The organism is Streptomyces sp. NPDC049813, from assembly GCF_044465085.1.
In the GTDB taxonomy this organism is placed as follows: Bacteria; Actinomycetota; Actinomycetes; order Streptomycetales; family Streptomycetaceae; genus Streptomyces.
Map to the genome: position 1 here is coordinate 99768 of NZ_JBITLI010000008.1, position 25796 is coordinate 125563.

Consider the following 25796-nt stretch of genomic DNA (forward strand, 5'->3'; position numbering starts at 1 on the left):
CCCGGGTGCGCCCCTCACTCGTTCGGGTGAGGAGTGCTCCTGATCCGGTCCGATCAGGGCATGGGACCGTAAGAATCGATCCGCCGTCGGGTCGGCCGGCGAGCGCGCTGAGCAGGGCCTAGGGGGGCCGTCGGCTTGCTGCGTACCAGGATCAGGAAGCTCGCCCGCCCCGCCCGCACCTCCAGCCTCGCGCGCCGCGCGGGTGTCTTCCGCGCCGCACCGTGGTCGCCGCTCCGCTCGCGCCTGGTCCGCGCCGTGCGGGCCGACCCGCGGCGGGTGCGGCACGTGCTGATGCTCGGCCTGCCCACGGTGTGGGGCGCGATCGCCGTCGCGTACGAGCTGACCTGCCCGCTCGCCCTCCGGAACAGCCTGGGCGCGCGGATCGTCAGCAGCGCGGTCTTCTTCGTGGTGGGAAGCGGGCTGATCCTCCACGTCCGCCAGGTGCTGCTGCGGGAGGTGCGGGAGATCAGGGCCGTGGCGGGCGCCGTCCAGTCCGTGCTGCTGCGGCCGCTGCCGCCGCGGCTCGCGGGGCTCGCCCTCGCCGCCGACCGGCTCTCCGCCGACCGGGCCGCCGGCATCGGCGGCGACCTCTACGACGTGGTCGCCACCGACCACGGCGTCCGCGTCGTCATGGGGGACGTCCGGGGCCACGGGCTCGGCGCGCTCGCCGCGGTCGGCGCCGTCCTCGGCAGCTTCCGGGAGGCCGCCCACGACGAGGACGGACTCGACGCCGTCCTGCGCCGGCTGGAGCGCGCCCACGACCGGCATCTGCGCCGGCGTTCCCGCGACGCCCACCCGTCCGTCGCCGGTGGCGAGCCCGACGGGCACCCCTCGGAGGAGTTCGTGACCGTGCTGCTCCTGGAGATCCGGCAGGACGGCGCGGTGTACGCCCTCAACTGCGGCCACCCGTGGCCGTATCTGCTGCGCCCGGGCACGGCGCACTGCGCGGAGCCGATGACCGGCGGGGACCCGCTGCCGCCGCTCGGCACGTTCCCGCTGCCCGCCGAGGTCGCGCCGGTGCTCTGCGGCCGCGTCCTGCCCGGCGAGGGGCTGCTGCTGCACACCGACGGGGTCGAGGACGCCCGCGACGCCGATGGCCGGTTCTTCCCCCTCCAGGCCGAACTCATCGCGACCGTACGGCGCCGGACGCTCGCCCCGAAGGCCGTCGTCGCCGCCGTGTACCGCAGGCTGCTCGGCCACATAGGCGGACCGCTCAGTGACGACGCCGCGCTGCTCGTCCTGCGCAACGACCGCCGCCGCGTCCCGGTCCAGCACGGTGAACCGGCCGGCTGCTCCGCCCACAAGGTGACCTGAGACCCGGCACGGACCGGGGGCGCGTCGTCCGCCCGCCGCGGAGTCGTGGGCAGGCGAGCGGACGGACGACGCGGGATCGGGCCGCCGTCTGTTCGAGGGGGAGCCGGCGGCCCGGCCGGCCTCTTGCGAGGCAGTTCAGTCAAGCGGGTGGAATCAGGCCACAACAGAGTGCACGGCGCCCGGAGTTGAGCATTCCGATCACACCCCGTGTGAAGCCGGCCGGACTAGGCTGCGAGTACCGAGCCAACGGAGGGCCTCCATGCAGCCCAACACCCTGCTCGACGCGATCCTCGACGAGGCCGGGATCTCCCACGCGGGACTCGCCGCCCACGTCAACCACGCGGGCCGCTCCCGCGGCCTCGCGCTGCGCTACGAACACACCGCGGTCGCCCGCTGGCTCAAGGGCCAGCGGCCCCGCGGCCAGGTGCCCGACCTGATCTGCGAGGTGCTCACGGCCCGCCTCCAGCGGCACATCACCCTGGACGACATCGGCCTCGGCATCCCCGGTGAGCAGGCGGCCCCGCACGGCTCCTCGCTCTCCGGCTTCGTGGAGCGGGCCACCGCGCTGTGGCGCTCCGACGAACAGCAGCGCCGGCACGTCCTGGACGCCCCGGCCGTCACCGGCACCCCCGCCGTGATGCCCGTCTGGGAGTGGGAGAACCCGCCGGAGGACACCGACGTCTCACGCGGCGGCCGGCACCTGGTCAGCTCCGCCGACATCGAGATGATGCGCTCGGCCAGGACCCACTACGAGCAGATGTACCGCAAGGCGGGCGGCGTCGCGACGCGGACCCGCATCGTCGGCTTCCTCAACACCGAGGCGGCGCCGCTGCTGCGCGGCGGCTACACCGACGCCACCGGCCGCCAGCTGCACCGGGCCACCGGCGGCCTCGTCGCCATCGCGGGCATCTGCGCCTACGACTCCGACGCGCACGGACTCGCCCAGCGCTACTTCCACCAGGCCCTGCGGCTGGCCAAGGCGAGCGCGGACCGGGGGCTCGGGGCGTACGTGATAGCGCTCCTGGTGAACCAGTCGCTGCACATGCGCGAGCTCCGCCAGGCCGTCGCCTTCGCCGAGGCCGCGCTGCGCACCGCGGGCCGGCACATCACCCCGGCGCTCGCCTCCGACCTGTACGCGATGCAGGCGAAGGCGTACGCGCACCTCGGCGACGGCACGAGCGCCCTGGAGTGCATCCGGCGTGCCGAGTCCGCCGCGGGGCGCATCCGGCGCGGCCACGAACCGGACGAGACGGGGTACGTGCAGCCGGGGTTCGTCAACGTGCAGGTCGCCGAGGCCCTGCTGCGGCTCGGTGATTACGCGGCCGCCCGGGAGCACGCCACCGAGGCCGTCCACACCCCGGCGCACGACCGCGGCCGGGTACACCGGCTGGCCGTGCTGAGCCAGATCCAGCTCCGGCAGGGCAACGCCGAGCAGGCCGTGGCCACCGCGGTCGAGATGGCCGAGGCCGCGCGGGGCATGGAGTCCCAGCGGCTGCGCGACCGGCTCCGCGCGGTCCGTGAGCACCTGGTGCGCAGCGGCTGCGCCGGCACGGCCGAGGCCGCCGAACTCATCGACGGGGCGCTGCGCGTACCACTCTGAGCCCTGCGCCGGGGCGACTGACTCCGCCACTGCTGCGATATTGCCAGCAAATCGGCGGAAGGTGGCAGAACCGTGCAGTGGACGAAACAGAACGAACAAACTGTGTATGGCAACCAGTGGTTCACCGTCAATCTGGCGGACGTCGAACTACCGGACGGCCGGCACCTCGACCACTTCCTCATCCGGATGCGGCCGGTGGCGGTGGCGACCGTGGTGAACGAGGCGAACGAGGTGCTGCTGCTGTGGCGGCACCGCTTCATCACCGACAGCTGGGGGTGGGAACTGGCGGCAGGCGTCGTCGAGGACGGCGAGGACATCGCGGACGCGGCCGCCCGGGAACTGGAGGAGGAGACCGGCTGGCGGCCGGGACCGCTGCGGCACCTGATGAGCGTCGAGCCGTCCAACGGCCTCACGGACGCCCGGCACCACATCTACTGGACCGACGAAGGAACCTACATCGGCCACCCCCTGGACGACTTCGAATCGGACCGCAGGGAATGGGTCCCGCTCAAACTCGTCCCCGACATGATCGCTCGCGGTGAGGTCCCGGCCGCCAACATGGCGGCCGCACTGCTGCTCCTGCATCACCTCCGGCTCGGCACCGACACGCCGTAGCGTCTCCCGCGCACACCTGTCAGTGCCCGAGCGCCTGCCAGATACCGACGACCAGGGCTCCTACCGCGGTCAGTGCCGCGACCGCGGGAAGGGGCCATCGGTTGTGCTCCAGTGTGCTGATCCGCGTGTTCAGGTCGTCCTGATCCTTGGCGTTCTGGTCGTCGCGGTGGGCGAGCAGGGCCAGTTGGCCGTCGATTCGGGTCAGTCCCACCTCGAAGACGCGGCGTAACTCTGCGAGTTCTTCCGGGACCACGGGATGCTCCGGGTCGGTGGTCACTGGTCAACTCCTTTCCGTGTTCGTCACATCCCTGTTTGCGCGCACCGAAAGTCAACTCGCCTGGTGGACGCGGCGGGAGCGTGTGCGGAAGGCATATGCGTGTCCGGGGCGCACACCCCGTGCGAACGCAGTGGGCCCGGTGCTCCGAAGAGCACCGGGCCCACTCGTGGACACGCAGTGTGATCAGGCGTAGGTGTAGAAGCCCGAGCCGGTCTTGCGGCCGAGCCGGCCCGCGTCGACCATCCGCTGGAGCAGCGGGGGAGCGGCGTACAGCGGCTCCTTGTACTCGGCGTACATCGAGTCCGCGATGGAGGCGATGGTGTCGAGACCGATCAGGTCCGAGAGCTTGAGCGGGCCCATCGGGTGGGCGCAGCCCAGCTCCATGCCGTTGTCGATGTCCTCGCGGCTGGCGATGCCGGACTCGAACATCCGGATGGAGGAGAGCAGGTACGGCACGAGGAGCGCGTTGACCACGAAGCCCGAGCGGTCCTGGGCGCGGATCGCGTGCTTGCCGAGGACCTTCTCCACCAGGGCCTGGGCGCGGCTGATGGTGCCCTCGGAGGTGGTGAGCGCGGGGATCAGCTCGACGAGCTTCTGCACCGGCGCCGGGTTGAAGAAGTGGATGCCGATGACGTGGTCCGGCCGGGACGTCGCCACGGCCAGCTTCACCAGCGGGATGGACGAGGTGTTCGAGGCGAGGATCGCGTCGGCGCGGGTCACGACCTGGTCGAGGACCTGGAAGATCTCCGTCTTGACCTGCTCGTTCTCCACGACGGCCTCGATGACGAGGTCCCGGTCGGCGAACTCGCCCAGGTCGGTGGTGAAGGTGAGCCGCTCCTGCGTCTCCGCCAGCTCCTCCTCGGTGATCTTGCCGCGCTCCGCCGCCTTGCTCAGCGAGTTGAGCAGCCGGGTGCGCCCGATCTCCAGGGCCTCCCCGGTGGTCTCGGCGACCATCACGTCCAGGCCGCTGCGCGCGCAGACCTCCGCGATCCCGGCGCCCATCTGGCCACAGCCCACCACGCCGACGCGTGCGATGTCAGTCAAGGTGTCCGTCACCTCGTGCCTTTCGGTGTTCGTCCGGGACAGCCGGCAGGCGGGTCCCTCCCGGGTCTTTCGGGATCTGCACGGTACCCCGTAGACATAGGAGGGGTGCAGCCCGGGTTAACGCCTGTTCATCCGGCATCACCGTGGCACAGGAATCCGGAAGGGACCATGGGACGTATCTCACGTCGGACCGTCACGATCGGGGCCGCGCTCGCGCTGGCCGCAACCACGGCGGGCGACGCCGTCGCACGGCCCGCGGGCCGCGGACACCCGCGGCAGGCACTGCGCGGGATGTGGCTGGCGACCGTCGCGGGCCGGGACTGGCCCTCCCGCCCCGCGCTCACCGCCGCCGAGCAGCGGGCCGAACTCCTCGCGCACCTGGACACCGCGGTCGCGCGCCGGCTGAACGCGGTCGTCTTCCAGGTGCGGCCCACCGCCGACGCCCTCTGGCCCTCCCCGTACGAGCCCTGGTCTGCGGTGCTCACCGGCACCCAGGGCGCGGACCCGGGCTGGGACCCGCTGGGCACCGCGGTGACGCAGGCACACCGCCGCGGCCTCGAACTGCACGCCTGGTTCAACCCCTACCGGGTCGCCAACCACACCGACCCGGGCCGGCTGGTGCCCACGCATCCGGCGCGGCTGCACCCCGACTGGACCGTGCCCCACGGCGGGAAGCTCTACTACAACCCGGGCCTGCCGCAGGTGCGGCGCTTCGTGCGGGAGGCGATGCTCGACGCCGTGCGCAAGTACGACGTCGACGCGGTCCACTTCGACGACTACTTCTACCCGTATCCGGTCGCGGGCCAGACCTTCGACGACGACGCGGCGTACGCGGCGTACGGCGCGGGCTTCCCGGACCGGGCGGCCTGGCGGCGCCGGAACATCGACCTGCTGGTGCGCGAGACGGCGCGCGGCATCAAGCGGATCAGGCCGCGGACGCAGTTCGGGATCAGCCCCTTCGGCGTCTGGCGAAACCAGGCAACCGACCCGGCCGGCTCGGCCACCACCGCGGGCGTGCAGACCTACGACGACCTGCACGCGGACACCCGCATGTGGGTGCGCGAGGGGTGGATCGACTACATCGCGCCGCAGGTGTACTGGAACATCGGCTTCCCCGCGGCCGACTACGCCGCGCTGGTGCCCTGGTGGGCCGAGACGGTCCGCGGCACCGGCGTGCGCCTCTACATCGGCGAGGCCCTCTACAAGGCGGGCGATCCGGCGCAGCCCGCGGCCTGGCAGGACCCGGCCGAACTCTCCCGGCACCTCGCCCTCGCGGCCCGGTACCCGGCGGTGGGCGGCCACATCTTCTTCTCCGCCAAGGAGGTCGGCCAGGACCGCAACGGCGCCATGGCCCGGGTCGTCGCGGACCACTACGCACGGCAGCGCGGCTGAACCGGGGCGCCGGGGGAGCCGACCGCGCGCGAGTCGCCGTCCTGCCGGTCACCCGGCGGACCGGGGCGGCCGGTCAGCCCCGGGTCCGCTGGGTGACGGCGATGCACACCGTCAGCCCCGGGTCCGCTGGGTGACGGCGATGCACACCGTCAGCCCCGGGTCCGCTGGGTGACGGCGATGCACACCAGCACCGCCACCGCCGTCAGCGGCGCGGCGACCGGCAGCGACTCGCCCAGCAGCAGCACCGACCACACGAGCGTCAGCAGCGGCTGAGCCAGCTGGAGCTGGCTCGCCTTGGGGACCCCGATCAGGCCCATGCCCTTGTACCAGACGACCAGGCCGAGGAACTGGGAGCCCGCCGCCACCCACAGCAGGCCCGCGACCGCGTGCCCGGTCAGCCGCACCCGCTCGTACGACAGGGCCAGGGCCGTGCCCGCCACCGCGACGGGCAGGCAGAGCACCAGGGCCCACGCGATCACCTGCCACCCCGGCATCACCCCGGCGAGCCTGCCGCCCTCGGTGTAGCCGGCCGCGCAGATCAGCAGCGCCCCGAACAGGTACAGGTCGGCCCGGGTGAGGGCGCCGCCGCTCTGCTGCACGGTGAAGGCGATCACCGCCGCGGCGCCCGCGCACGCCGAGAGCCAGAAGGCGCGCGAGGGCCGCGCCCCGGTGCGCAGCGAGGAGAGCACAGCCGTCGTCAGCGGCAGCAGCCCCACCACGACCGCCGAGTGCGCGGTCGTCGCCGTGCGCAGCGCGAGCGTGGTCAGGATCGGGAAGCCCAGGACCACCCCGGCCGCGACGACCGCGAGCCCCGCCCAGTGCGCGCGCCGCGGCACGGGGACGCGCAGGGCGAGCAGACAGGCGCCCGCGATCAGCGCGGCCAGCACGCTGCGCACCCCCACCAGCGACCAGGGCCCGAACCCTTCAAGGCCCCAGGCGGTGGCGGGGAAGGTGAGAGAGAAGGCGAGGACGCCCAGGGCGGCCAGGAGCGTGCCGGGGCCGGCCGGGCGCGGCAGGGGTTTCGCCGGGACCGCCGGGGCGGAACGCTCGGCGACCGCTATCGCCGCCTGCGTGGTAGCGCTATTCTCAGTCCTCATGCAAGAGCGTAGCAGTGTGGGTGAGTTGGCGAAACGGCTGAGAGACGAGCTCGACCGCTACTCGGAAGGTGAGAAGCTGCCGTCCAGCCGGGTGCTCGTCGACCGCCTCCGCGTCAGTCCGGTGACCGTCTCACGGGCGCTCGCCCAGCTCGCCGCGGAAGGCCTCGTGGTGACCCGGCCCGGAGCCGGCGCCTTCAAGGCCGCGCCGCGCGCCGCCGCCCCGGTCGGTGACACGTCCTGGCAGGAGGTCGCGCTGAGCGCGGACTCGGCCGCGGAACCGGTGCCGCGCGCGGTGGACGCCTCCGGCGTGCTGGTGACGCTGGCCGCGTCCCCGCCCGGCGTCATCGAGTTCAACGGCGGCTACCTGCACCAGGGCCTCCAGCCCGTCGGCGCGATGGCCGCCGCGCTCGCCCGCGCGGGCCGGCGCCCCGGCGCCTGGGACCGGCCCCCCGTCGACGGCCTCGCCGACCTGCGCGCGTGGTTCGCCCGCGGGATCGGCGGCGCGGTCACCGGCGCCGAGGTGCTCATCACCTCCGGCGGCCAGTCGGCGCTGACCACCGCGCTGCGGGCGCTCGCCCCGCCCGGCGCCCCGGTCCTCGTCGAGTCGCCCACGTACCCGGGCATGCTGGCCATCGCGCGCTCCGCCGGCCTGCGGCCCGTCCCGGTCCCCGTCGACCGGGACGGCGTCCGCCCCGACCTGCTCGCCCAGGCGTTCCGGGCGACCGGCGCGCGCCTCTTCGTCTGCCAGCCGCTCTTCCAGAACCCGACCGGCGCGGTGCTCAGCGCCGAGCGGCGCCCGCAGGTGCTGCGGATCGCCCGCGAGGCCGGGGCGTTCGTCGTCGAGGACGACTTCGTCCGCCGCCTCGTGCACGACGACGCGGGCCCGCTGCCCCGGCCCCTGGCGAGCGAGGACCCGGACGGCGTCGTCGTCCACGTCTGCTCGCTGACCAAGGCCACCTCGCCGAGCCTGCGCATCGGCTGCCTCGCCGCCCGCGGCCCCGTCCTGGAGCGACTGCGCGCCATCCAGGTCGTCGAGCAGTTCTTCGTGCCGCGGCCCTTGCAGGAGGCCACGCTCGAACTCGTCGGCTCCCCGGCCTGGCCGCGCCATCTGCGGGCCGTGTCGGGGGAGTTGCGGCTGCGCCGGGACGCCCTCGCCGTGGCGCTCGCCGCCCGCCTGCCCGAGCTGTCCGTGCCGTACGTCCCGGTCGGCGGCTACCACCTGTGGGCCCGGCTGCCCGACGGCACGGACGAACGCGCGCTGGCCGCCGCCGCGTTGCGGGCCGGCGTCGCCGTGGCGCCCGGCCGCCCCTACTTCGCGGCCGAGCCGCCCGCCCCGCACCTGCGGCTGAGCTTCGTCGCGGTCGCCGGGACCGCGGAGATCACCGAAGGGGTGCGCCGCCTGGCGACCGCGCTCCGGGCGACGGCGGGCGGCTGAGGACCGGCCTCAGGCGCGGCGGTACTCCGTCGCGAGCACGGCCTCAGGCGCGGTGGTACTCCGTCGCGAGCACCAGGTCCTTCGCCGGGCCCCGCACGCGCCACACCGTCCGCCAGCGGTCGGCGGCGTCCACCGTGAACTCGCCCCGGTACAGATCCGCCGAGCAGGGGTGGTCCGCGACGTGGTGGCCGCCGCGCAGGTCGAGGCCGTGGAAGAAGCGGCCGTCCGCGAAGCGGACCACGGCCGTGCCGGGCGTCGCGTCCGGCAGGAACCGCAGCGTCCGCTCGGCGGGACGCGCCACGCCGCGCCAGGTGAAGACCCCCGACTCGACATGGAGCAGGCCCCCGCCGGCGGCCGCCGTGAACCGCGTGGTGCCGGTGAAGACCCCGGTCAGGTCCTCGGCGCGGTCCCGCACGGTCCGCTCCACGCGCCAGCTCCCGGCCAGGTACGCCAGCACATCGGGAACCGGCCACGCTTCACCCGTCACGCCCATCACTCCCGTACTCCGCCGCGCGTACCACCGCTCCCATTCTGGCCCCGGCGCTCAGCCGGCCACGAACCGCATGCTGCCGTCGTCGTAGCGGGCGCCCGCCACCGTGCCCGCGGGCGCCGCCGCGTCGATCTCCGCGAGGTCCTCGGCGGAGAGCTCCAGCGTGGCCGCCGCGACGTTCTCCTCCAGGTACTTCCGGCGCCGCGTGCCCGGGATCGGCACCACGTCGTCCCCCTGGTGCTGCACCCACGCGAGCGCCAGCTGCCCGGCCGTGACGCCCTTGCGCCCGGCGATCTCCTCCAGGCGGGCGACGATGGCGAGGTTGCGCTCCAGGTTCCCCTCGGCGAACCGCGGCTGGCCGCGCCGCATGTCCCCCTCGGAGAAGCTCCGCGTCGAGGTGTACCGGCCGGTCAGGAAACCGCGGCCCAGCGGCGAGAAGGGCACGAGCCCGATGCCCAGCTCCCGGCAGACCGGCAGCACCTGCGCCTCCACGTCCCGGGTCCACAGCGAGTACTCGCTCTGCAACGCCGCGATCGGGTGGACCGCGCTCGCCCGCCGCAGCGTGTCGGGGCCTGCCTCGGACAGGCCGAGATGGCGGACCTTGCCCTCCTGGACCAGCTCGGCGAGCGCCCCCACCGTCTCCTCCACCGGCACCTCGCGGTCCACCCGGTGCACGTAGTAGAGGTCGATGTGGTCGACGCCGAGCCGCCGCAGCGACGCCTCGCACGCCTGCCGCACGTAGGCCGCGTCGCCGCGGATGTGTATCGGCTCGCCCAGCTCGTTCGTGAAGCCGAACTTGGTGGCCAGCACGGCCTGCTCGCGGCGCCCGGGCGCCGCCAGGGCCCGGCCGATCAGCTCCTCGTTGTGGCCTTTGCCGTAGAAGTCGGAGGTGTCGAGCAGGGTGACGCCCAGGTCGAGCGCCCGGTGCAGCGTGCCGATCGACTCCTGGTCGTCGGAGGGCCCGTACGCGTGGCTCATGCCCATACAGCCGAGCCCCTGCGCGGAGACCGTGAGCGCGCCGAGGCGGCGGGTGGGAAGGTCCGTCATGAGTGCTGCCTCCTGAGGAAGTGGCGGTGCGGAACGCGGTCCCGACGCTATGGCTTCGAGCGCGCTCCAAGCCAAGCCGTCCGCCCATCCCGCTCGACTGATTGCATAACCGTGCATGGCGTCGTATAGTCATGCCATCAAGGAGGAGGGTTTTCCATGGCGGTACGCGCGGCAGTGGCGGGAGCGAGTGGGTACGCGGGCGGTGAAGTGCTGCGCCTGCTGCTCGCCCACCCCGAGGTGGAGATCGGCGCCCTGACGGGCAACGCGAACGCGGGGCAGCGGCTCGGCGCGCTCCAGCCGCACCTGCGCCCGCTCGCCGACCGCACCCTCCAGGAAACCACCCCCGAGGTGCTCGCCGGGCACGACGTCGTCTTCCTGGCCCTGCCGCACGGGCAGTCCGCCGCCGTCGCCGAGCAGCTCGGACCGGACGTCCTCGTCGTCGACATGGGCGCCGACTTCCGGCTGGCGGACCCGGCGGACTGGGAGAGGTTCTACGGCAGCCCGCACGCCGGGACCTGGCCCTACGGCCTGCCCGAGCTGCCGGGCGCCCGCACCGCGCTGGCGGGGACCAAGCGCATCGCCGTCCCCGGCTGCTATCCCACCGCCGTCTCCCTCGCCCTGTTCCCGGCGTACGGAGCGGGGCTCGTGGAGAGCGAGGCCGTCATCGTCGCCGCGTCCGGCACCTCCGGCGCCGGCAAGGCCGCCAAGCCCCACCTCCTCGGCAGCGAGGTGATGGGGAGCATGTCACCGTACGGCGTCGGCGGCGGACACCGGCACACCCCGGAGATGATCCAGAACCTGAGCGCGGCCGCCGGCGAGCGTGTCTCCGTCTCCTTCACGCCGACGCTCGCCCCGATGCCGCGTGGCATCCTCGCCACGTGCAGCGCCAAGGCCAAGGACGGCGTCATCGCCGAGACGCTCCGGGCGGCGTACGAGAAGGCGTTCGCGGACGAACCGTTCGTCGAGCTGCTGCCCGAGGGCCAGTGGCCCGCCACCGCCGCCGTCCACGGGTCGAACGCGGTGCAGGTCCAGGTCGCGTACGACGAGGCCGCCGGCCGCGTCATCGTCATCACCGCCCTCGACAACCTCACCAAGGGCACCGCGGGCGGCGCCCTGCAGTCCATGAACATCGCCCTGGGGCTCGACGAGAGCACCGGGCTGACGACGGTCGGTGTCGCTCCGTGAGCGGCGCGGCCGCCGGGCCGCGAAGGCCACAGAGGTCGCTGAGGCCGCTGAGGACCATGACACCCGCGCCGCGCCGCGCGGGAGCAGAAGCGAACAAGGAGACACAGTGAGTGTGACGGCAGCCAAGGGATTCCAGGCGGCGGGGATCGCCGCCGGGATCAAGGAGAGCGGCAACCCGGACCTGGCCCTCGTGGTCAACCGCGGCCCCCGCCTGGCCGCCGCGGGCGTCTTCACCTCCAACCGCGTCAAGGCCGCCCCGGTCCTCTGGTCCGAGCAGGTCCTCAAGGGCGGCCTCGTCTCCGCCGTCGTCCTCAACTCCGGTGGCGCCAACGCCTGTACGGGCCCCCAGGGCTTCCAGGACACGCACGCCACCGCCGAGAAGGCCGCCGACGTCCTCGACTTGAACGCGGGCGAGATCGCCGTCGCCTCCACCGGCCTCATCGGCGAGCTGCTCCCCATGGACAAGCTGCTCCCGGGCGTGGAGACCGCGGCCGGCCGGCTCTCCGAGCACGGCGGCGAGAAGGCCGCCATCGCCATCAAGACCACCGACACCGTGCACAAGACCGCCGTGTGCGAGGGCGCAGGCTGGACCGTCGGCGGCATGGCCAAGGGCGCGGGCATGCTCGCCCCTGGCCTCGCCACCATGCTCGTCGTCCTCACCACCGACGCCGACCTGGAGAGCGAGGTGCTGGACCAGGCGCTGCGCGCCGCCACCCGCACCACCTTCGACCGGGTCGACTCCGACGGCTGCATGTCGACGAACGACACGGTCCTGCTGCTCGCCTCCGGCGCCTCACGCATCGCCCCGGACCACGCCGAGTTCGCCGAGGCCGTCCGCGCCGTCTGCGACGACCTCGGCCGCCAGCTCATCGGCGACGCCGAGGGCGCCAGCAAGGACATCAAGGTCGAGGTGGTCAACGCGGCGAGCGAGGACGACGCCGTCGAGGTCGGCCGCTCCATCGCCCGCAACAACCTCCTCAAGTGCGCCATCCACGGCGAGGACCCGAACTGGGGCCGGGTCCTCTCGGCGATCGGCACCACCCGGGCCGCGTTCGAGCCGGACCGGCTGAACGTCGCGATCAACGGCGTCTGGGTCTGCAAGAACGGCGGCGTCGGCGAGGACCGCGCCAAGGTCGACATGCGCTTCCGCGAGGTCACCGTCACCGCCGACCTCGCCGCGGGCACCGAGACGGCGACCATCTGGACCAACGACCTGACCGCCGACTACGTCCACGAGAACAGCGCGTACTCGTCATGAGCCAGAGCCAGAGCCAGAGCCAGAGCCAGAACCAGAACCAGCCCACCGCGCGCAAGCACACCGCGCTGCCCAAGGCCCGCACCCTCATCGAGGCGCTGCCCTGGCTGACCCGGCACCACGGCAAGACCGTCGTCATCAAGTTCGGCGGGAACGCGATGGTGGACGAGGAGCTGAAGGCCGCCTTCGCGCAGGACGTCGTCTTCCTGCACCACGCCGGGCTCAAGCCCGTCGTCGTGCACGGCGGTGGCCCCCAGATCAGCAAGGCGCTCGACCGGCACGGCATCGTCAGCGAGTTCAAGGCCGGGCTGCGCGTCACCACCGAGGACGCCATGGACGTCGTACGGATGGTGCTCGCCGGACAGGTCCAGCGCGAACTCGTCGGCCTGCTCAACCAGCACGGCCCGCTCGCCGTCGGCCTCACCGGCGAGGACGCGCACACCATCACCGCCACCAAGCACCAGCCCCGCATCGAGGGCGAGCTGGTCGACATCGGCCGCGTCGGCGAGATCACCGAGATCGACACCGGCGCCATCGAGGCCCTGCTCGCCGACGGCCGCATCCCGGTCGTCTCCTCGATCGCCCGCTCCCAGGACGATCACCATGTCTACAACGTCAATGCTGATACGGCGGCTGCGGCACTCGCTGCTGCGCTGGACGCCGAGACGCTGATGGTCCTGACCGACGTCGAAGGCCTCTACGAGGACTGGCCGCACTCCGACGAGGTCATCAGCCGGCTCACCGCCACCGAACTCGAGAAGCTGCTCCCCGAGCTGGCGAGCGGCATGGTCCCGAAGATGGAGGGGTGCCTGTACGCCGTGCGCAACGGCGTGCACACCGCCCGCGTCATCGACGGCCGCGTCCAGCACTCGATCCTGCTGGAGATCTTCACGGACGAGGGCATCGGCACCATGGTCGTGCCCGACGCAGAGGGGGAAGGCACCGCATGAGCGAGACCACCACGAACACCGAGCTGACGTCCCGCTGGCAGGGCGCCCTCATGAACAACTACGGCACCCCGCGGCTGCCCCTGGTCAAGGGCGCCGGCGCCCGGCTGTGGGACGCCGACGGCACGGAGTACCTGGACTTCGTCGGCGGCATCGCGGTCAACGCGCTGGGCCACGCCCACCCGGCCGTCGTCGAGGCGGTCAGCACCCAGATCGCCGCCCTCGGCCACGTCTCGAACCTCTTCATCGCCGAGCCGCCCGTCGCGCTCGCCGAGCGGCTGCTCCAGCTCGCCGGCCGGGACGGCGCCGTCTTCTTCTGCAACTCGGGCGCCGAGGCCAACGAGGGCGTCTTCAAGATCGGCCGGCTCACCGGGCGGCGCCACATGGTCGCCACCACCGGCGGCTTCCACGGCCGCACCATGGGCGCCCTCGCCCTCACCGGCCAGCCCGGCAAGCAGGACGGCTTCACGCCCCTGCCCGGCGACGTCACGCACGTCCCGTACGGGGACGTGGACGCCCTGCGGGCCGCCGTCACCGAGGAGACGGCGTTCGTCATCATCGAGCCGATCCAGGGCGAGAACGGCGTGGTGGTACCCGGCGACGGCTATCTGAAGGCGGCCCGGGAGATCACCCGCGCCACCGGCACCCTGCTCGTCCTCGACGAGGTGCAGACCGGCGTCGGCCGGACCGGCCACTGGTTCGCCCACCAGGCGCAGGACGGCATCGAGCCCGACATCGTCACCCTCGCCAAGGGCCTCGGCGGCGGCCTGCCGCTCGGCGCCACCCTCGCCTTCGGGGCGGCGGCGAAGCTGCTCCGGCCCGGACAGCACGGCACCACGTTCGGCGGCAACCCCGTCGCCTGCGCGGCCGGACTCGCCGTCCTCGACACCATCGCCGGTGACGAGCTGCTGGTGAACACCAAGCGGGTGAGCGCCCGGCTCACCGCGGGGATCGAAGGGCTCGGCCACCCGCTGGTCAGCCATGTCCGGGGCGCGGGCCTCCTGCTGGGTATCGTGCTCACCGGGCCGCGCGCACCCCAGGTGCAGCAGGCGGCCCAGGACGCGGGCCTCCTGGTGAACGCGCCCGCACCCGACGTCGTCCGGCTCATGCCCCCGCTGAACCTGACCGACGCCGAGGCGGACGCGTTCCTCGCGGCGCTGCCCGCGGTCCTGGACGCAGCCGCGGCCGACGGGGAAGCAGGAGCCTGAGGGATGGGACGACGATGAGCAGCAAGGCCGAGCAAGCCGAGAACGACGCGCGGGCCGCGGTGAACGCGGCACTCGCCCAGGGCCCCGCCGTGCCGCAGACGCGCACCGCACGGCACCGCCGGATCGTGGACATCCTCAACCGGCAGCCGGTGCGCTCGCAGAGCCAGCTGGCGAAGCTGCTCGCCGACGACGGACTGACCGTCACCCAGGCCACGCTCTCCCGGGACCTGGACGAGCTGGGCGCGGTCAAGATCCGCAACACCGGCGGCGAGCTGATCTACGCCGTGCCCAGCGAGGGCGGCTACCGCACTCCGCAGGCGCCCCTCGGGGAGTCCGCCAAGGAGGAGCGGATGCGCCGACTGGCGGGCGAGCTGCTCATCTCGGCGGAGGCCTCGGCCAACCTCGTGGTGCTCCGTACGCCGCCGGGCGCCGCCCAGTTCCTCGCCTCGGCCATCGACCAGGCCGAACTGCACGTCATCCTCGGCACGATCGCCGGCGACGACACGCTGATGCTGATCAGCCGGGACCCGGCGGGCGGCCAGGCCCTGGCGGAACATCTGCTGCGGCTGGCCCAGAACGACCACTGACCGCGGGGGACCGGGGGAGCAGGGCCGACGAGACGACGGCCCGACCGGTCGCGTACCGGACCGGCCGCCGGGGCTCAGGCCTCGGCGGCCCCGGCCTTCTCGGCGGCCGCGCTCTTCTCGGCGGCCCTGGCCCGATACGACATCCACGCCGCGACGAGCGCGCCCGACACGTTGTGCCACACGGAGAAGACCGCGGCGGGCAGCGCCGCCAGCGGACTGAAGTGCGCCGTCGCCAGCGACGCGGCGAGCCCCGAGTTCTGCATGCCGACCTCGAACGCCATCGCGCGCGACGCGGGCGGCCCCAGCCGCGCCACCTTGCCGGCCCCGTACCCGAGGGCGAGCCCCAGGCCGTTGTGGAGCACCACGGCCAGCAGCACCAGCGCCGCCGCCGACTTGATGGTCTCGGCGCTCCCCGCCACCACCACCGCCACGATCACCGCGATGGTCAGCGCCGACAGCCACGGCAGCACCCCGAGCAGCCGGTCCACGTAGCGGCCCAGCACCAGCCGCACCACCAGCCCGCCGATGACCGGCAGCAGCACCGTCTTGAGGATGTCCGTCATCATCGACCCGGCGTCCACCGGCAGGTACTCACCCGCGAGGAGCAGCGTCAGCGGCGGGGTGACCAGCGGGGCGAGCACGGTGGAGACCGTGGCCACGGAGACCGACAGGGCGACGTCGCCGCGCGCCAGATAGGTCACCACGTTGGACGCCGTGCCGCTCGGCGCGCAGCCGACGAGGATGACCCCGGCCGCCAGCTGCGGCGAGAGGCCGAGCGCGTGGGCGATGAGCCAGCCGAGCCCCGGCATGATCACGTAGTGCGCGACGAGCCCGAGCCCCACCGCCCACGGACGCTGGGCGACCCCCTTGAAATCGCCGAGGGTCATGGTCAGACCCATGCAGAACATGACGACGCCCAGCAGATACGGCACGTCGGTGCCCCAGCCGGCGAAGGTGTCCGGGGTGGCGAGCCCCAGGCCGCCCGCGACGAGGACGAGGACGGGGAAGACGGTGACCGCGAGCCGGGCCGCGCGGTCGGCGGACCCGGCCGGTCCTGGCTGCTCGGGCGGGTGGGAGATCGTCTGTTCGGTTTCGCTCTGCACCGGGCGATGCAACGCCGTCGCCGCAGGTGGCCGCAACCGCGTCTCGATATGTGGTCGCTACACGCGTATCGGCGCCGGCTCCGGTTCCGGCTCAGTAGCGGCTCAGTGCCGTCGCCCCGCCCGACGTCCCGATCGCCATGTGCGGGTCCCGGCCGGGCCGTACCCACGCGAGGATCCGCCGCATGTCCGCCTTCGGCACGGAGACACAGCCGGCCGTGGCCGCCCGGCCGTGCACATGGAGGAAGATCCCGGCGCCCCGGCCGCGCACCGGCCGGTGGTAGTTGAAGCCGATCACCAGCGCGTGCGCGTACTGCGCCGGGTAGTCGGCGAGGCGCTCGGACTCGGCGGCGCGGCAGTCGCGCGGACGCGGCTCGGCCCAGCGGTTGTAGGCGCGCGCGTCGTTGTCCTGGCACCACCAGGAGGCGCGGTGCACCCGGCGGTACGGCATCGTGGTGCCGCCGGGCGGCGCCTTGACGCCGAACGCGAAGGGCAGGTCGTACAGGCCGGTCGGCGTCGTGTTCGTGCCCTGCTTGCGCCGGGCCCCCTCGACCAGCCCCTTCGCGCCGAACCGCGCCGCCGCCGAGCCCGCCTTCACCCAGCGCCCGTCGGCCCGCCGGTCCCACCAGGTCACGGTGCCGCGGGTGGCGGAGGCCCGCGGGGCCTCCGCCGTGATCAGCTGACCGCCCCCGCCGGTGTCGGCCATCCGGACCGGCAGCGGGGCGGTCGCGGACGCGCCCGGCGCGGCGGTGGCGCCGAGCACGCACAGCGCGGCGGCGGACACGATGATCCCGGTGTGGCGGGGCCCTGGGCGGTGAGGAAGGCGCATGAAGCCGAACGTAGGGCCCGGCCGCGCCACCGGCAGCCCCAATGGTCCGTCCGGCGGGATTGACGATTCATGCGGAACTCTGCATAATCATGCAGAGCGATACTGTGGTCCCGGCAGGCGGTCGGTGCAGGGGCCGCACACCATCCGGCTTGAGGAGCAGAGCACGTGAGCAGCAATCCCGGCGATGTCCGCCTCTGGGGCGGCCGGTTCGCCGACGGCCCCGCCGAGGCCCTGGCGAAACTCTCCGCCTCCGTCCACTTCGACTGGCGCCTCGCCCCGTACGACATCGCGGGCTCCCGTGCCCACGCGCGCGTGCTGCACAAGGCCGGGCTGCTCACCCAGGACGAGCTGACCCGCATGACCGAGGGTCTGGACCGGCTCGAAGTCGATGTCGCGGCCGGGTCGTTCGTCGGCACGATCGCCGACGAGGACGTGCACACCGCCCTGGAGCGGGGCCTCCTGGAGCGCCTCGGCCCGGACCTGGGCGGCAAGCTGCGCGCGGGCCGCTCGCGCAACGACCAGGTGGCGACGCTCTTCCGGATGTACCTGCGCGACCACGCCCGGATCATCGGCGGCCTGATCGCCGACCTCCAGGAGGCCCTCGTCGGCCTCGCCGAGGCGCACCCGGACACCGCCATGCCGGGCCGCACCCACCTCCAGCACGCCCAGCCGGTGCTCTTCGCGCACCACGTCCTGGCCCACGTGCAGTCCCTGTCCCGGGACGCGGAGCGGCTGCGGCAGTGGGACGAGCGCACGGCGGTCTCGCCGTACGGCTCGGGCGCGCTGGCCGGCTCCTCGCTCGGCCTCGACCCGGAGGCCGTCGCGGCGGACCTGGGCTTCGAGCACGGCTCGGCGGCCAACTCCATCGACGGCACGGCCTCGCGGGACTTCGTCGCCGAGTTCGCGTTCATCACCGCGATGATCGGGGTGAACCTCTCCCGGATCGCGGAGGAGGTCATCCTCTGGAACACGAAGGAGTTCTCCTTCGTCACCCTGCACGACGCCTTCTCCACCGGCTCCTCGATCATGCCGCAGAAGAAGAACCCGGACATCGCCGAGCTGGCGCGCGGCAAGTCGGGCCGGCTCATCGGCAATCTGACGGGTCTGCTGGCGACGCTCAAGGCGCTGCCGCTCGCGTACAACCGCGACCTCCAGGAGGACAAGGAGCCGGTCTTCGACTCCTGCGACCAGCTGGAGATCCTGCTCCCCGCCTTCACCGGCATGATGGCCACGCTCACGGTGAACCGGGAGCGGATGGAGGAGCTGGCCCCGGCCGGATTCTCGCTGGCCACGGACATCGCCGAGTGGCTGGTGAAGCAGGGCGTGCCGTTCCGCGTGGCGCACGAGGTGGCCGGCGAGTGCGTGAAGGTCGCCGAGTCCGAGGACAAGGAGCTGGACGCGCTCACCGACGACCAGTTCGCGAAGATCTCCGAGCACCTCACCCCCGAGGTCCGCTCGGTGCTGAACGTGCCGGGGGCGCTGGCCTCCCGCTCCGGCCGGGGCGGCACCGCGCCGAGCGCGGTCGCGGTCCAGCTCGCCGAGGTCAAGCAGGACCTGACGGTCCAGCGCGCCTGGGCCGACGCGAAGAAGTAGCCCGGCCGGAAGAAAGGGCCCGGTTCGTCCGTACGTGGACGGGCCGGGCCCTTCGGTGTGCGCGCGGCGCGGTTCAGCGCCGGGAGCGCGCCCCGCCCCCGTAGCTCGACAGGTCGAGCAGCAGTCCGATCAGCACCACCAGCCAGCCGATGTTCTGCACCCCGACGACCGGCGCGTACGCGAAGACGTACGCCAGCGTCGTCCACGGCAGGAAGAGCAGCCCGAGGAAGGGCAGCAACCGGCCGGTGAAGGCGCGATCCACGACGTTCGTCAGCAGCCAGGCGAGGACGAGCGCGACCCGCGGCCCGATCGCCGCCATCGCCGCGACAATGCAGCACCCCATGCCCGTACCTCCCGAGAGCCGGCCGTGGACCCAGTCGTAACACTGGGTGAGTGGACGGGCCACCGGAGTGGCGACCACGGGAATGCGTGAGACATTTATGTCTCACCTGGGCTACTCTCGTCTCATGACGGTCGATCGCGAACAGGTGCTGCGCAGCGCCGCAGCCCTGCTCACCCGCAAGTCCACGGCCACGATGGACGAGGTGGCGCGGGCCGCCGGCATCAGCCGCGCGACCCTGCACCGGCAGTTCGCCGGCCGGGACGCCCTGGTGCGCGCCCTGGAGGAGCTCGGGATCCGCGAGTGCGAGACCGCGCTCGACCGGGCCCGGCTCGACGAGGGCCCGGCCGAGGACGCGCTGCGCCGGCTCATCGCCGAGACGGAAGGGGCGGCGCCGCTGCTCGCCTTCCTCGTCACCGAGAACCAGCTCTTCGAGGGCGACGGGCAGCACGCGGGCTGGGCCCGCCTGGACTCCCGGATCGCGGCGCTCTTCCGGCGCGGCCAGGAAGCGGGCGAGTTCCGGATCGACCTGACGCCCGCGTGGCTGACCGAGGCGCTCTACGGGCTCATCGGCAGCGGCGCCTGGGCCGTGCAGGACGGCCGCGTGGCGGCCAAGGACTTCTCATACATGATCGCCGAGTTGCTGCTCGGCGGCGCACGACGGAGCGTGGAACCATGATCAGCACCAAACCCGACAGCCCCGAGGCGGAGGTGGTGTCGCGCCCCGGCCGGTGGCTGGCCCTCTGCGTCCTCGTGCTCGCGGTGCTGCTCGTCGCCGTGGACGCGACGGTCCTCGGCCTCGCGACCCCCTACATCAGCGAGGACCTCGAACCCTCCGGCACCCAGCTGCTGTGGATCGGCGACGTCTACTCCTTCGTCATCGCCGGACTCCTCGTCTCCATGGGCAGCCTCGGCGACCGCATCGGCCGCAAGAAGCTGCTGCTGCTCGGCGCCGTCGCGTTCGGCGCCGTCTCGGTCCTCAACGCGTACGCGACCTCGCCCGAACTGATGATCCTGGCGCGCGCCCTGCTGGGCGTGGCGGGCGCGACGCTCATGCCCTCGACGCTGGCCCTGATCCGCAACATCTTCCACGACCCGCGCGAGCGCTCGCTCGCCGTCGGCATCTGGGGCGCCATGGCCTCGGCGGGCGCGGCGGTCGGCCCGGTGGTCGGCGGCTTCCTGCTCGAACACTTCTGGTGGGGCTCGGTCTTCCTCATCAACCTGCCCGTCATGGCGGTCCTGGTCGTGGTCGGGATCAAGCTGATCCCCGAGTCGAAGAACCCGGTCCCGGGCCCCTGGGACCTGGTCAGCGTCGGACTGTCGCTGGTCGGCATGGTCGGTGTCGTCTACGCGGTGAAGGAGGCGGCGGCCCACGGCTTCCGCTGGGACGTGGCGGTCTCCGCGGTCCTCGGCGTCGCGGCCCTCACCTGGTTCGTCCGGCGCCAGCTCACCCTGGCCTCCCCCCTGCTGGACATGCGCCTCTTCCGGCACCGGGGCTTCTCCGGCGCGGTCCTCGCCGACCTGCTGACCATCCTCGGCCTGTCCGGGCTCGTCTTCTTCCTCTCCCAGTTCCTGCAACTGGTGCAGGGGCGGCAGCCGTTCGAGGCCGGGCTCGCCGAACTGCCCGCCGCCGTGGGCGCGGTGGTCGCCGGCCTCATCGCGGGGACGGTGGCGCGCCGCTTCTCGGTCCGCTCCGTCGTCGCCGGCGGCCTCGCGGCCGTGGGGCTCGCCCTGGCCGCGCTGACCGCACTGAGCCAGAGCACGGGCTACCCGCTGCTCGGCACGGTGCTCCTGGTCGTCGGCGTCGGCGCCGGGTTCTCGTTCACGGTCACCGCCGACGTGATCCTCTCCAGCGTCCCCAAGGAGCAGGCGGGCGCCGCGTCCGCGGTCTCCGAGACGGCGTACGAACTCGGCGCGGCCCTCGGCATCGCCCTGCTCGGCTCCATCGTCACGGGCGTCTACGCGGGCTTCACCGCACCTCCGGGGACCCCGGCGGACGTGGCGTCGGCGGCGCACGAGTCGCTGGGCGGCGCGGTCGAGGCGGCCGCCGACCTGCCGGCCGCGCAGGCGCAGACGCTGTTGACCTCGGCTCAGACCGCCTTCGTGGACGGCCTCCAGGTGGCGGCGGGCATCGGCGCGGCGGTCCTGCTGGCCACGGCCGTCGCGGCCTGGTTCCTGCTCAAGGGCCAGCACCTGGAGAAGTAGCCCCCCCCGGCACATGCGTGGGCCCCGGCCACCGGAGACGTCCGGCGACCGGGGCCCACGCCCGGTTCCAGGCGCTTACGCGGCCTTCGCCTTGGTGGCGTACATGTCCACGTACTCCTGACCCGACAGGCGCATGACCTCGGCCATCACGGAGTCGGTCACGGCGCGCAGCACATAGCGGTCGCGGCCCATGCCGTCGTAGCGGGAGAACTCCATCGGCTCACCGAAGCGCACGGTCACGCGGCCGGGCCGCGGCATGCCCGAACCGCCGGGCTGCAGCTTGTCCGTGCCGATCATCGCGAAGGGGACGACGGGCGCGCCCGTCATCAGGGTGAGGCGCGCGATGCCGGTGCGGCCGCGGTAGAGCCGGCCGTCGGGGGAGCGCGTGCCCTCGGGGTAGATCCCGAAGATCCGGCCCTCCTCCAGGATCCGGCGGCCGGTCATCAGCGCCGCCACGCCGCCGTTCGCGCCGTCCCGGTCGACCGGGATCATGCCGACGCCGGTGAAGAACCACGCCATCAGGCGGCCTTTGAGGCTCTTGCCGGTGACGTACTCGTCCTTGCCGATGAAGCACACCTGCCGGTCACAGACGATCGGCAGGATCATCGAGTCGATGAACGTCAGGTGATTGCCCGCCAGGATGACGGGGCCGGTGCCCGGAATGTTCTCGGCGCCTTCCACACGCGTGGGGAACATCAGGCGCATGATCGGTCCGAGCACTGCCTTGATGAACGCGAAGCGGGACAACGGGCCCTCCGGTGTCAAGGAATGGATGGTGGGTTCTGTGCAGGTGAGGACGATACTCGCGGGCGGGTGCCCCGCGCACATCGGGTTCACGCGCCTGATACGCGGAGTTGACAGGAAGGAACACTCCCGCGGGGCCCTGACGACCCCGAGGAGTCACCCCGCCCCACCCTGACGTTCGGTCCGGGGTCTCCCTCCCGTCACTCCCGCCCACCTACGATCGACCCGCTTCGTCAGGTGCGGGGCGGGACTCGGCGGGAGGAGTGCTTCATGGGGAACGAGAAGTCACACACGGCGCAGGACGCACACGGGACACGGGCCGAGGGGGCGCTCGGCCGCCGCTCGCTGCTCGGCGCCGCGGTGCTGGGCGCGGGCGCCGCCGCCCTCGCGGCACCCGGCGCCGCCGCGGCGACCGGCCACGGCAGTGGCGGGAATCACTCCGGACGGGGGTACCGGAGCCTGCCGGTGCCGACGGTCGTCGCCCACCGCGGCACCTCCGGCTACCGCCCCGAGCACACCCTCGGCTCCTACCAGTTGGCGCTCGACATGGGAGCGCACGTCATCGAGGCGGGCGACCTCGTCCCCACCAAGGACGGCCACCTCGTCTGCCGGCACGAACCGGAGATCGGCGGCACCACGGACGTGTCCGCGCACCCCGGGTTCGCCGGCCGCAAGACCACCAAGGTGATCGACGGGGTCTCCACGACCGGCTGGTTCACCGAGGACTTCACGCTCGCCGAGCTGAAGACGCTGCGCGCCACGGAGCGCATCCCCGGCACCCGCCAGCGCAACACCCTCTACGACGGCCGCTGGGAGATCCCCACCTTCGAAGAGGTCCTCCAGTGGCGCGCCGCCCAGAGCAAGAAGCGCGGGCGCGAGGTGTGGATCCACGTCGAGACCAAGCACCCCACCTACTTCCGCAAGCTGGGCCTGGGCCTGGAGGAGCGCCTCGCCAGGCTGCTGCGCGCCTACCGGCTCGACAAGCAGGACTCACCCGCGTTCCTGCAGTCCTTCGAGCCGACGAGCATCCAGCGTCTGAACAAGCTGGTCGGCAACCCGCTGGTGGTCCTGCTCTCCACGGCCGGCTCCCGCCCGGCGGACTTCGTCGAGACCGGTGACCCGCGCACCGTCGCCGACCTGATCACGCCCAAGGGGCTCAAGGAGATCGCGTCGTACGCCCAGGGCATCGGCCCGACCCTGGACCTGGTCATCCCCAAGGACGCGGCGGGCAAGCTGCTGGAGCCGACCACCCTCGTGCGGGACGCGCACCGGGCCGGGCTGATCCTGCACCCGTACACGATGCGCAACGAGAACACCTTCCTGCCCGCCGACTTCAGGAAGGGCACCGACCCGAACGCCTACGGCGACGCGTTCGGCGCCTTCCAGGCGTACTTCGCCACCGGCATCGACGGGATCTTCTCCGACAACTGCGACACCGCCCTGCTGGCCCGCGAGGACTTCGTCAACGGCTGACCCGCGGCAGCCGGTTGGAGTGAGCCGCGGCGGCCCCGGCAACCGGCGCCCGGGGCCGCCGCGTCCCGCCGGGCATGACGTACGAGACGGTGATCGACTCCCTGCGCCCCCTCCTCGCGGCCGAGGTCCGCGCCGAGCTCCCGGCCGCCGCCGAACCGCGCGACCTCGAACAGGCCGTCTGGGTCCGGCTGCTGGAGCGGCTCGGCGCGCAGGGGCCGCCGCCGGACCCCGCGGCCTGGCTCACGGCGGCCGTGCGCGCCGAGGCGAGCCGCCAGCGGCGCGCGGACCGGCGCGAGGGGCCCTACCTCACCGAACCCGCGGCCGAGCGGGCCGCGTCCGACCCCGAGCACCTGGCGCTCGACCGCGAACGCGCCCGCGCCCTGCACGCCGCGGTCCGCCGACTCCCCGGCCGCTGCCGGCGCCTCATGAGTGCGCTGCTGTCCCCACACGACCCGACGTACCGTGAAATCGCAGGTGAGTTGGGTATCTCACAGGGCAGTCTTGGGCCAAAACGTGCCAGATGTCTGGGATGCCTGCGCAGAATCCTCGCGTCCGAGGTTGCGCCCGCACCCCGCAGGGGAAAAGGGTGAGGGACAACCAGCGGACAGGTGAGCGGGAGGCATGCACACATGGGCATGAGCGTGACCATCTCTGCGGCGACCGAAGCGGACAGCGAGCAGATCCTCAAACTGCAGTACCTCTGCTACCAGAGCGAGGCACAGCTCTACGGCGACTACTCGATCGAGCCGCTCACCCAGTCCCTGGACTCGGTCAGGGCCGACCTGACGGGCGGCACCGTCCTGGTGGCCCGCCTCGGGGACGAAGTGGTCGCGTCGGTGCGCGGCACGGTCGGCCCCGACGGGACCGCCCGGATCGGCAAGCTCATCGTGCACCCGCGCATGCAGCGGCACGGTCTGGGCGGCCGGCTGCTCGCCGCCGTGGAGTCCGCGCTCGGCGCCGGCGGCACCGCCAAGCGCTTCGAACTCCTCACGGGCCACCGCAGCGAACACAACCTGCGCCTGTACCGCAAGCACGGCTACACCGCGGTGGCGACGGAGCGGGTGGACGAGCGGCTGACCGTGGTGACGCTCGCCAAGAGCGCCGAGGCCGCCGAGGCCCCGAAGGAGGCAGCGGCGGCCGCGTTCGCGGCTAGCGCGTAGCGGTCCGCGCCCGGCGCAGCCAGAACAGCGCGGAGACGGGCAGCAGCACCGGGATGAACAGGTACTCCATCCCGTAGTCGGACCAGACGGTGGAGTCCGCGAACGCCGAGGGCTCCACCAGCGTCCAGGTCCCGACCGCGAGGACGCCCACCAGCTCGGCGGCGCAGCACACCCGCGCCGCCCGGCGCGCCGTCTCTCCGCCGCGCACCAGCGAGTACGTGATGAAGCCGTAGACGACACCGGCCACGGCGGAGAGCGTGTACGCGAGCGGGGCCTTGTCGAAGTCCGTCGCGATCTGGAAGACCGAGCGCGACACCGCGCCCACGACCATCACGCCGTACAGCCACACCAGCAGCGTGCCCGGCCCGCTCGTCAGCCGCCGGGACCCGCCGCCCGCCTCGGGCTCGGCGTTCACAGCATTCTCGGTGTTCTTGGCGTTCTCGGCGTTCTCGGCGTTCGCAGCGTTCTCTGAGGACGCGCTCACCTCAGCCTCCCCAGATGTCGTAGAGCCGCACTTCGAGCACGGCGAGGACCACGCCGCCCGCGGCGGCCGTGACCGAACCCCAGCGGGTCCGCTCCGCCAGCGACATGAAGCCGGCCGCCGGCACGCACGCGAACGCCCCGATCAGATACGCGACGAAGATCGTCGTGCCCTGCTCCGGCTGCTGCCCGCGGGCCAGCTGCACGATCCCGACGACCAGTTGGGCCAGCGCGAGGACCGACACCACGGCCATGCCGATGAAGTGCCAGTCCTTGGTCGGCTGGTCCCGCGAGGCGGCGAAGGCGCACCACACGGCGAGCGCGAGCGCGGCGATCCCCGTCACCAGGGTCAGGGCAGAGAGCATGGGCAGACTTTATT

27 protein-coding genes are annotated in these 25796 nt (G+C 73.0%); 16 read left to right on the forward strand and 11 right to left on the reverse strand.

Translation table 11 applies throughout. The annotated features are described in order from the left end of the window. Positions 1-291: 291 nt before the first annotated feature. The 3 genes from ACIBW6_RS18380 to ACIBW6_RS18390 all read left to right on the forward strand — a co-directional run bounded on the left by ACIBW6_RS18380 (position 292) and on the right by ACIBW6_RS18390 (position 3529). Complete coding sequence (locus ACIBW6_RS18380; protein ID WP_399061068.1) at positions 292-1314, forward strand: PP2C family protein-serine/threonine phosphatase; 1023 nt, start codon at positions 292-294, stop codon at positions 1312-1314. Between the two features lie 259 nt (positions 1315-1573). Beyond that, on the forward strand, positions 1574-2914 hold the full coding sequence (locus ACIBW6_RS18385) for a transcriptional regulator (RefSeq protein ID WP_399060719.1): 1341 nt from the start codon (positions 1574-1576) through the stop codon (positions 2912-2914). A gap of 72 nt (positions 2915-2986) precedes the next feature. Continuing rightward, complete coding sequence (locus ACIBW6_RS18390; protein ID WP_399060721.1) at positions 2987-3529, forward strand: NUDIX hydrolase; 543 nt, start codon at positions 2987-2989, stop codon at positions 3527-3529. 19 nt (positions 3530-3548) lie between these two features. On the opposite strand, the gene ACIBW6_RS18395 is transcribed toward ACIBW6_RS18390, so the two are convergent. Beyond that, positions 3549-3806: a hypothetical protein gene (locus ACIBW6_RS18395; protein WP_399060723.1), complete on the reverse strand. Its 258-nt coding sequence runs from the start codon at positions 3804-3806 to the stop codon at positions 3549-3551. Between the two features lie 183 nt (positions 3807-3989). Next, on the reverse strand, positions 3990-4850 hold the full coding sequence (locus ACIBW6_RS18400; RefSeq protein WP_399060725.1) for a 3-hydroxybutyryl-CoA dehydrogenase: 861 nt from the start codon (positions 4848-4850) through the stop codon (positions 3990-3992). Positions 4851-5018: 168 nt separating this feature from the next. On the opposite strand from ACIBW6_RS18400, the gene ACIBW6_RS18405 reads away from it, so the two are divergent. Then, positions 5019-6242, forward strand: a complete 1224-nt coding sequence (locus ACIBW6_RS18405; protein ID WP_399060727.1) for a glycoside hydrolase family 10 protein — start codon at positions 5019-5021, stop codon at positions 6240-6242. A gap of 149 nt (positions 6243-6391) precedes the next feature. On the opposite strand, the gene ACIBW6_RS18410 is transcribed toward ACIBW6_RS18405, so the two are convergent. Then, entirely contained in the window at positions 6392-7339 is a 948-nt protein-coding gene (locus tag ACIBW6_RS18410) for a DMT family transporter (RefSeq protein ID WP_399060729.1), read from the reverse strand. Here ACIBW6_RS18410 and ACIBW6_RS18415 point away from each other — a divergent pair. After that, a complete protein-coding gene (locus ACIBW6_RS18415) occupies positions 7338-8774 on the forward strand; it encodes a PLP-dependent aminotransferase family protein (protein ID WP_399060732.1) in 1437 nt (478 codons plus the stop codon). The genes ACIBW6_RS18410 and ACIBW6_RS18415 overlap by 2 nt on opposite strands. 43 nt (positions 8775-8817) lie before the next feature. On the opposite strand, the gene ACIBW6_RS18420 is transcribed toward ACIBW6_RS18415, so the two are convergent. Together ACIBW6_RS18420 and ACIBW6_RS18425 are read right to left on the reverse strand one after the other, a co-directional pair. Further along, positions 8818-9261: a DUF6314 family protein gene (locus tag ACIBW6_RS18420; RefSeq protein ID WP_399060733.1), complete on the reverse strand. Its 444-nt coding sequence runs from the start codon at positions 9259-9261 to the stop codon at positions 8818-8820. Between the two features lie 57 nt (positions 9262-9318). Then, positions 9319-10311 carry an aldo/keto reductase gene (locus ACIBW6_RS18425; protein WP_399060735.1) on the reverse strand — a complete coding sequence of 331 codons (993 nt, stop codon included), beginning with the start codon at positions 10309-10311 and terminating at the stop codon, positions 9319-9321. Between the two features lie 156 nt (positions 10312-10467). Here ACIBW6_RS18425 and argC point away from each other — a divergent pair, with 156 nt between their 5' ends. From argC to ACIBW6_RS18450, 5 genes are all read left to right on the forward strand, one after another. Beyond that, on the forward strand, positions 10468-11496 hold the full coding sequence (argC, locus tag ACIBW6_RS18430; protein WP_399060737.1) for an N-acetyl-gamma-glutamyl-phosphate reductase: 1029 nt from the start codon (positions 10468-10470) through the stop codon (positions 11494-11496). A gap of 106 nt (positions 11497-11602) precedes the next feature. Further along, positions 11603-12754: a bifunctional glutamate N-acetyltransferase/amino-acid acetyltransferase ArgJ gene (gene argJ / locus ACIBW6_RS18435; RefSeq protein WP_399060739.1), complete on the forward strand. Its 1152-nt coding sequence runs from the start codon at positions 11603-11605 to the stop codon at positions 12752-12754. After that, positions 12751-13701, forward strand: coding sequence for an acetylglutamate kinase (gene argB, locus ACIBW6_RS18440; RefSeq protein ID WP_399060740.1), 951 nt, complete (start codon positions 12751-12753; stop codon positions 13699-13701). The genes argJ and argB overlap by 4 nt, the downstream gene beginning before the upstream one ends. After that, positions 13698-14906 (forward strand): acetylornithine transaminase, encoded by a 1209-nt coding sequence (locus tag ACIBW6_RS18445; protein WP_399060742.1) that lies wholly within the window; start codon positions 13698-13700, stop codon positions 14904-14906. The genes argB and ACIBW6_RS18445 overlap by 4 nt, the downstream gene beginning before the upstream one ends. Before the next feature lie 14 nt (positions 14907-14920). Then, positions 14921-15493, forward strand: a complete 573-nt coding sequence (locus ACIBW6_RS18450) for an arginine repressor (RefSeq protein ID WP_399060744.1) — start codon at positions 14921-14923, stop codon at positions 15491-15493. A 74-nt stretch (positions 15494-15567) separates the two neighbouring features. Here the strand turns inward: ACIBW6_RS18450 and ACIBW6_RS18455 are convergent, their stop codons facing one another. Continuing rightward, positions 15568-16596: a bile acid:sodium symporter family protein gene (locus ACIBW6_RS18455; protein ID WP_399060746.1), complete on the reverse strand. Its 1029-nt coding sequence runs from the start codon at positions 16594-16596 to the stop codon at positions 15568-15570. 91 nt (positions 16597-16687) lie between these two features. After that, positions 16688-17422 (reverse strand): L,D-transpeptidase, encoded by a 735-nt coding sequence (locus ACIBW6_RS18460; protein WP_399060748.1) that lies wholly within the window; start codon positions 17420-17422, stop codon positions 16688-16690. A 165-nt stretch (positions 17423-17587) separates the two neighbouring features. Between ACIBW6_RS18460 and argH the strand changes: the two genes are divergently transcribed. Continuing rightward, on the forward strand, positions 17588-19015 hold the full coding sequence (argH, locus tag ACIBW6_RS18465) for an argininosuccinate lyase (RefSeq protein WP_399060749.1): 1428 nt from the start codon (positions 17588-17590) through the stop codon (positions 19013-19015). A 73-nt stretch (positions 19016-19088) separates the two neighbouring features. Here the strand turns inward: argH and ACIBW6_RS18470 are convergent, their stop codons facing one another. After that, complete coding sequence (locus ACIBW6_RS18470; RefSeq protein ID WP_399060751.1) at positions 19089-19358, reverse strand: hypothetical protein; 270 nt, start codon at positions 19356-19358, stop codon at positions 19089-19091. Positions 19359-19482: 124 nt separating this feature from the next. Between ACIBW6_RS18470 and ACIBW6_RS18475 the strand changes: the two genes are divergently transcribed. Continuing rightward, the gene (locus tag ACIBW6_RS18475; RefSeq protein WP_399060753.1) at positions 19483-20034 is read left to right on the forward strand and encodes a TetR/AcrR family transcriptional regulator; all 552 of its coding nucleotides are present in this window, start codon (positions 19483-19485) and stop codon (positions 20032-20034) included. Continuing rightward, positions 20031-21560 (forward strand): MFS transporter, encoded by a 1530-nt coding sequence (locus tag ACIBW6_RS18480; RefSeq protein ID WP_399060755.1) that lies wholly within the window; start codon positions 20031-20033, stop codon positions 21558-21560. The genes ACIBW6_RS18475 and ACIBW6_RS18480 overlap by 4 nt, the downstream gene beginning before the upstream one ends. 75 nt (positions 21561-21635) lie before the next feature. Here ACIBW6_RS18480 and ACIBW6_RS18485 read toward each other — a convergent pair whose 3' ends face one another. Beyond that, a complete protein-coding gene (locus ACIBW6_RS18485) occupies positions 21636-22388 on the reverse strand; it encodes a lysophospholipid acyltransferase family protein (protein ID WP_399061070.1) in 753 nt (250 codons plus the stop codon). Between the two features lie 186 nt (positions 22389-22574). On the opposite strand from ACIBW6_RS18485, the gene ACIBW6_RS18490 reads away from it, so the two are divergent. From ACIBW6_RS18490 to ACIBW6_RS18500, 3 genes are all read left to right on the forward strand, one after another. Further along, positions 22575-23777 carry a glycerophosphodiester phosphodiesterase gene (locus tag ACIBW6_RS18490; protein ID WP_399060757.1) on the forward strand — a complete coding sequence of 401 codons (1203 nt, stop codon included), beginning with the start codon at positions 22575-22577 and terminating at the stop codon, positions 23775-23777. 74 nt (positions 23778-23851) lie between these two features. Beyond that, positions 23852-24367, forward strand: coding sequence for an RNA polymerase sigma factor (locus ACIBW6_RS18495; RefSeq protein ID WP_399060759.1), 516 nt, complete (start codon positions 23852-23854; stop codon positions 24365-24367). A 39-nt stretch (positions 24368-24406) separates the two neighbouring features. Next, complete coding sequence (locus ACIBW6_RS18500; protein ID WP_399060761.1) at positions 24407-24937, forward strand: GNAT family N-acetyltransferase; 531 nt, start codon at positions 24407-24409, stop codon at positions 24935-24937. Here the strand turns inward: ACIBW6_RS18500 and ACIBW6_RS18505 are convergent. Then, positions 24927-25352, reverse strand: coding sequence for a hypothetical protein (locus ACIBW6_RS18505; RefSeq protein ID WP_399061071.1), 426 nt, complete (start codon positions 25350-25352; stop codon positions 24927-24929). The two genes, ACIBW6_RS18500 and ACIBW6_RS18505, sit on opposite strands and share 11 nt — an antisense overlap. 70 nt (positions 25353-25422) lie before the next feature. After that, on the reverse strand, positions 25423-25782 hold the full coding sequence (locus ACIBW6_RS18510) for a hypothetical protein (RefSeq protein ID WP_399060763.1): 360 nt from the start codon (positions 25780-25782) through the stop codon (positions 25423-25425). Positions 25783-25796 lie beyond the last annotated feature (14 nt).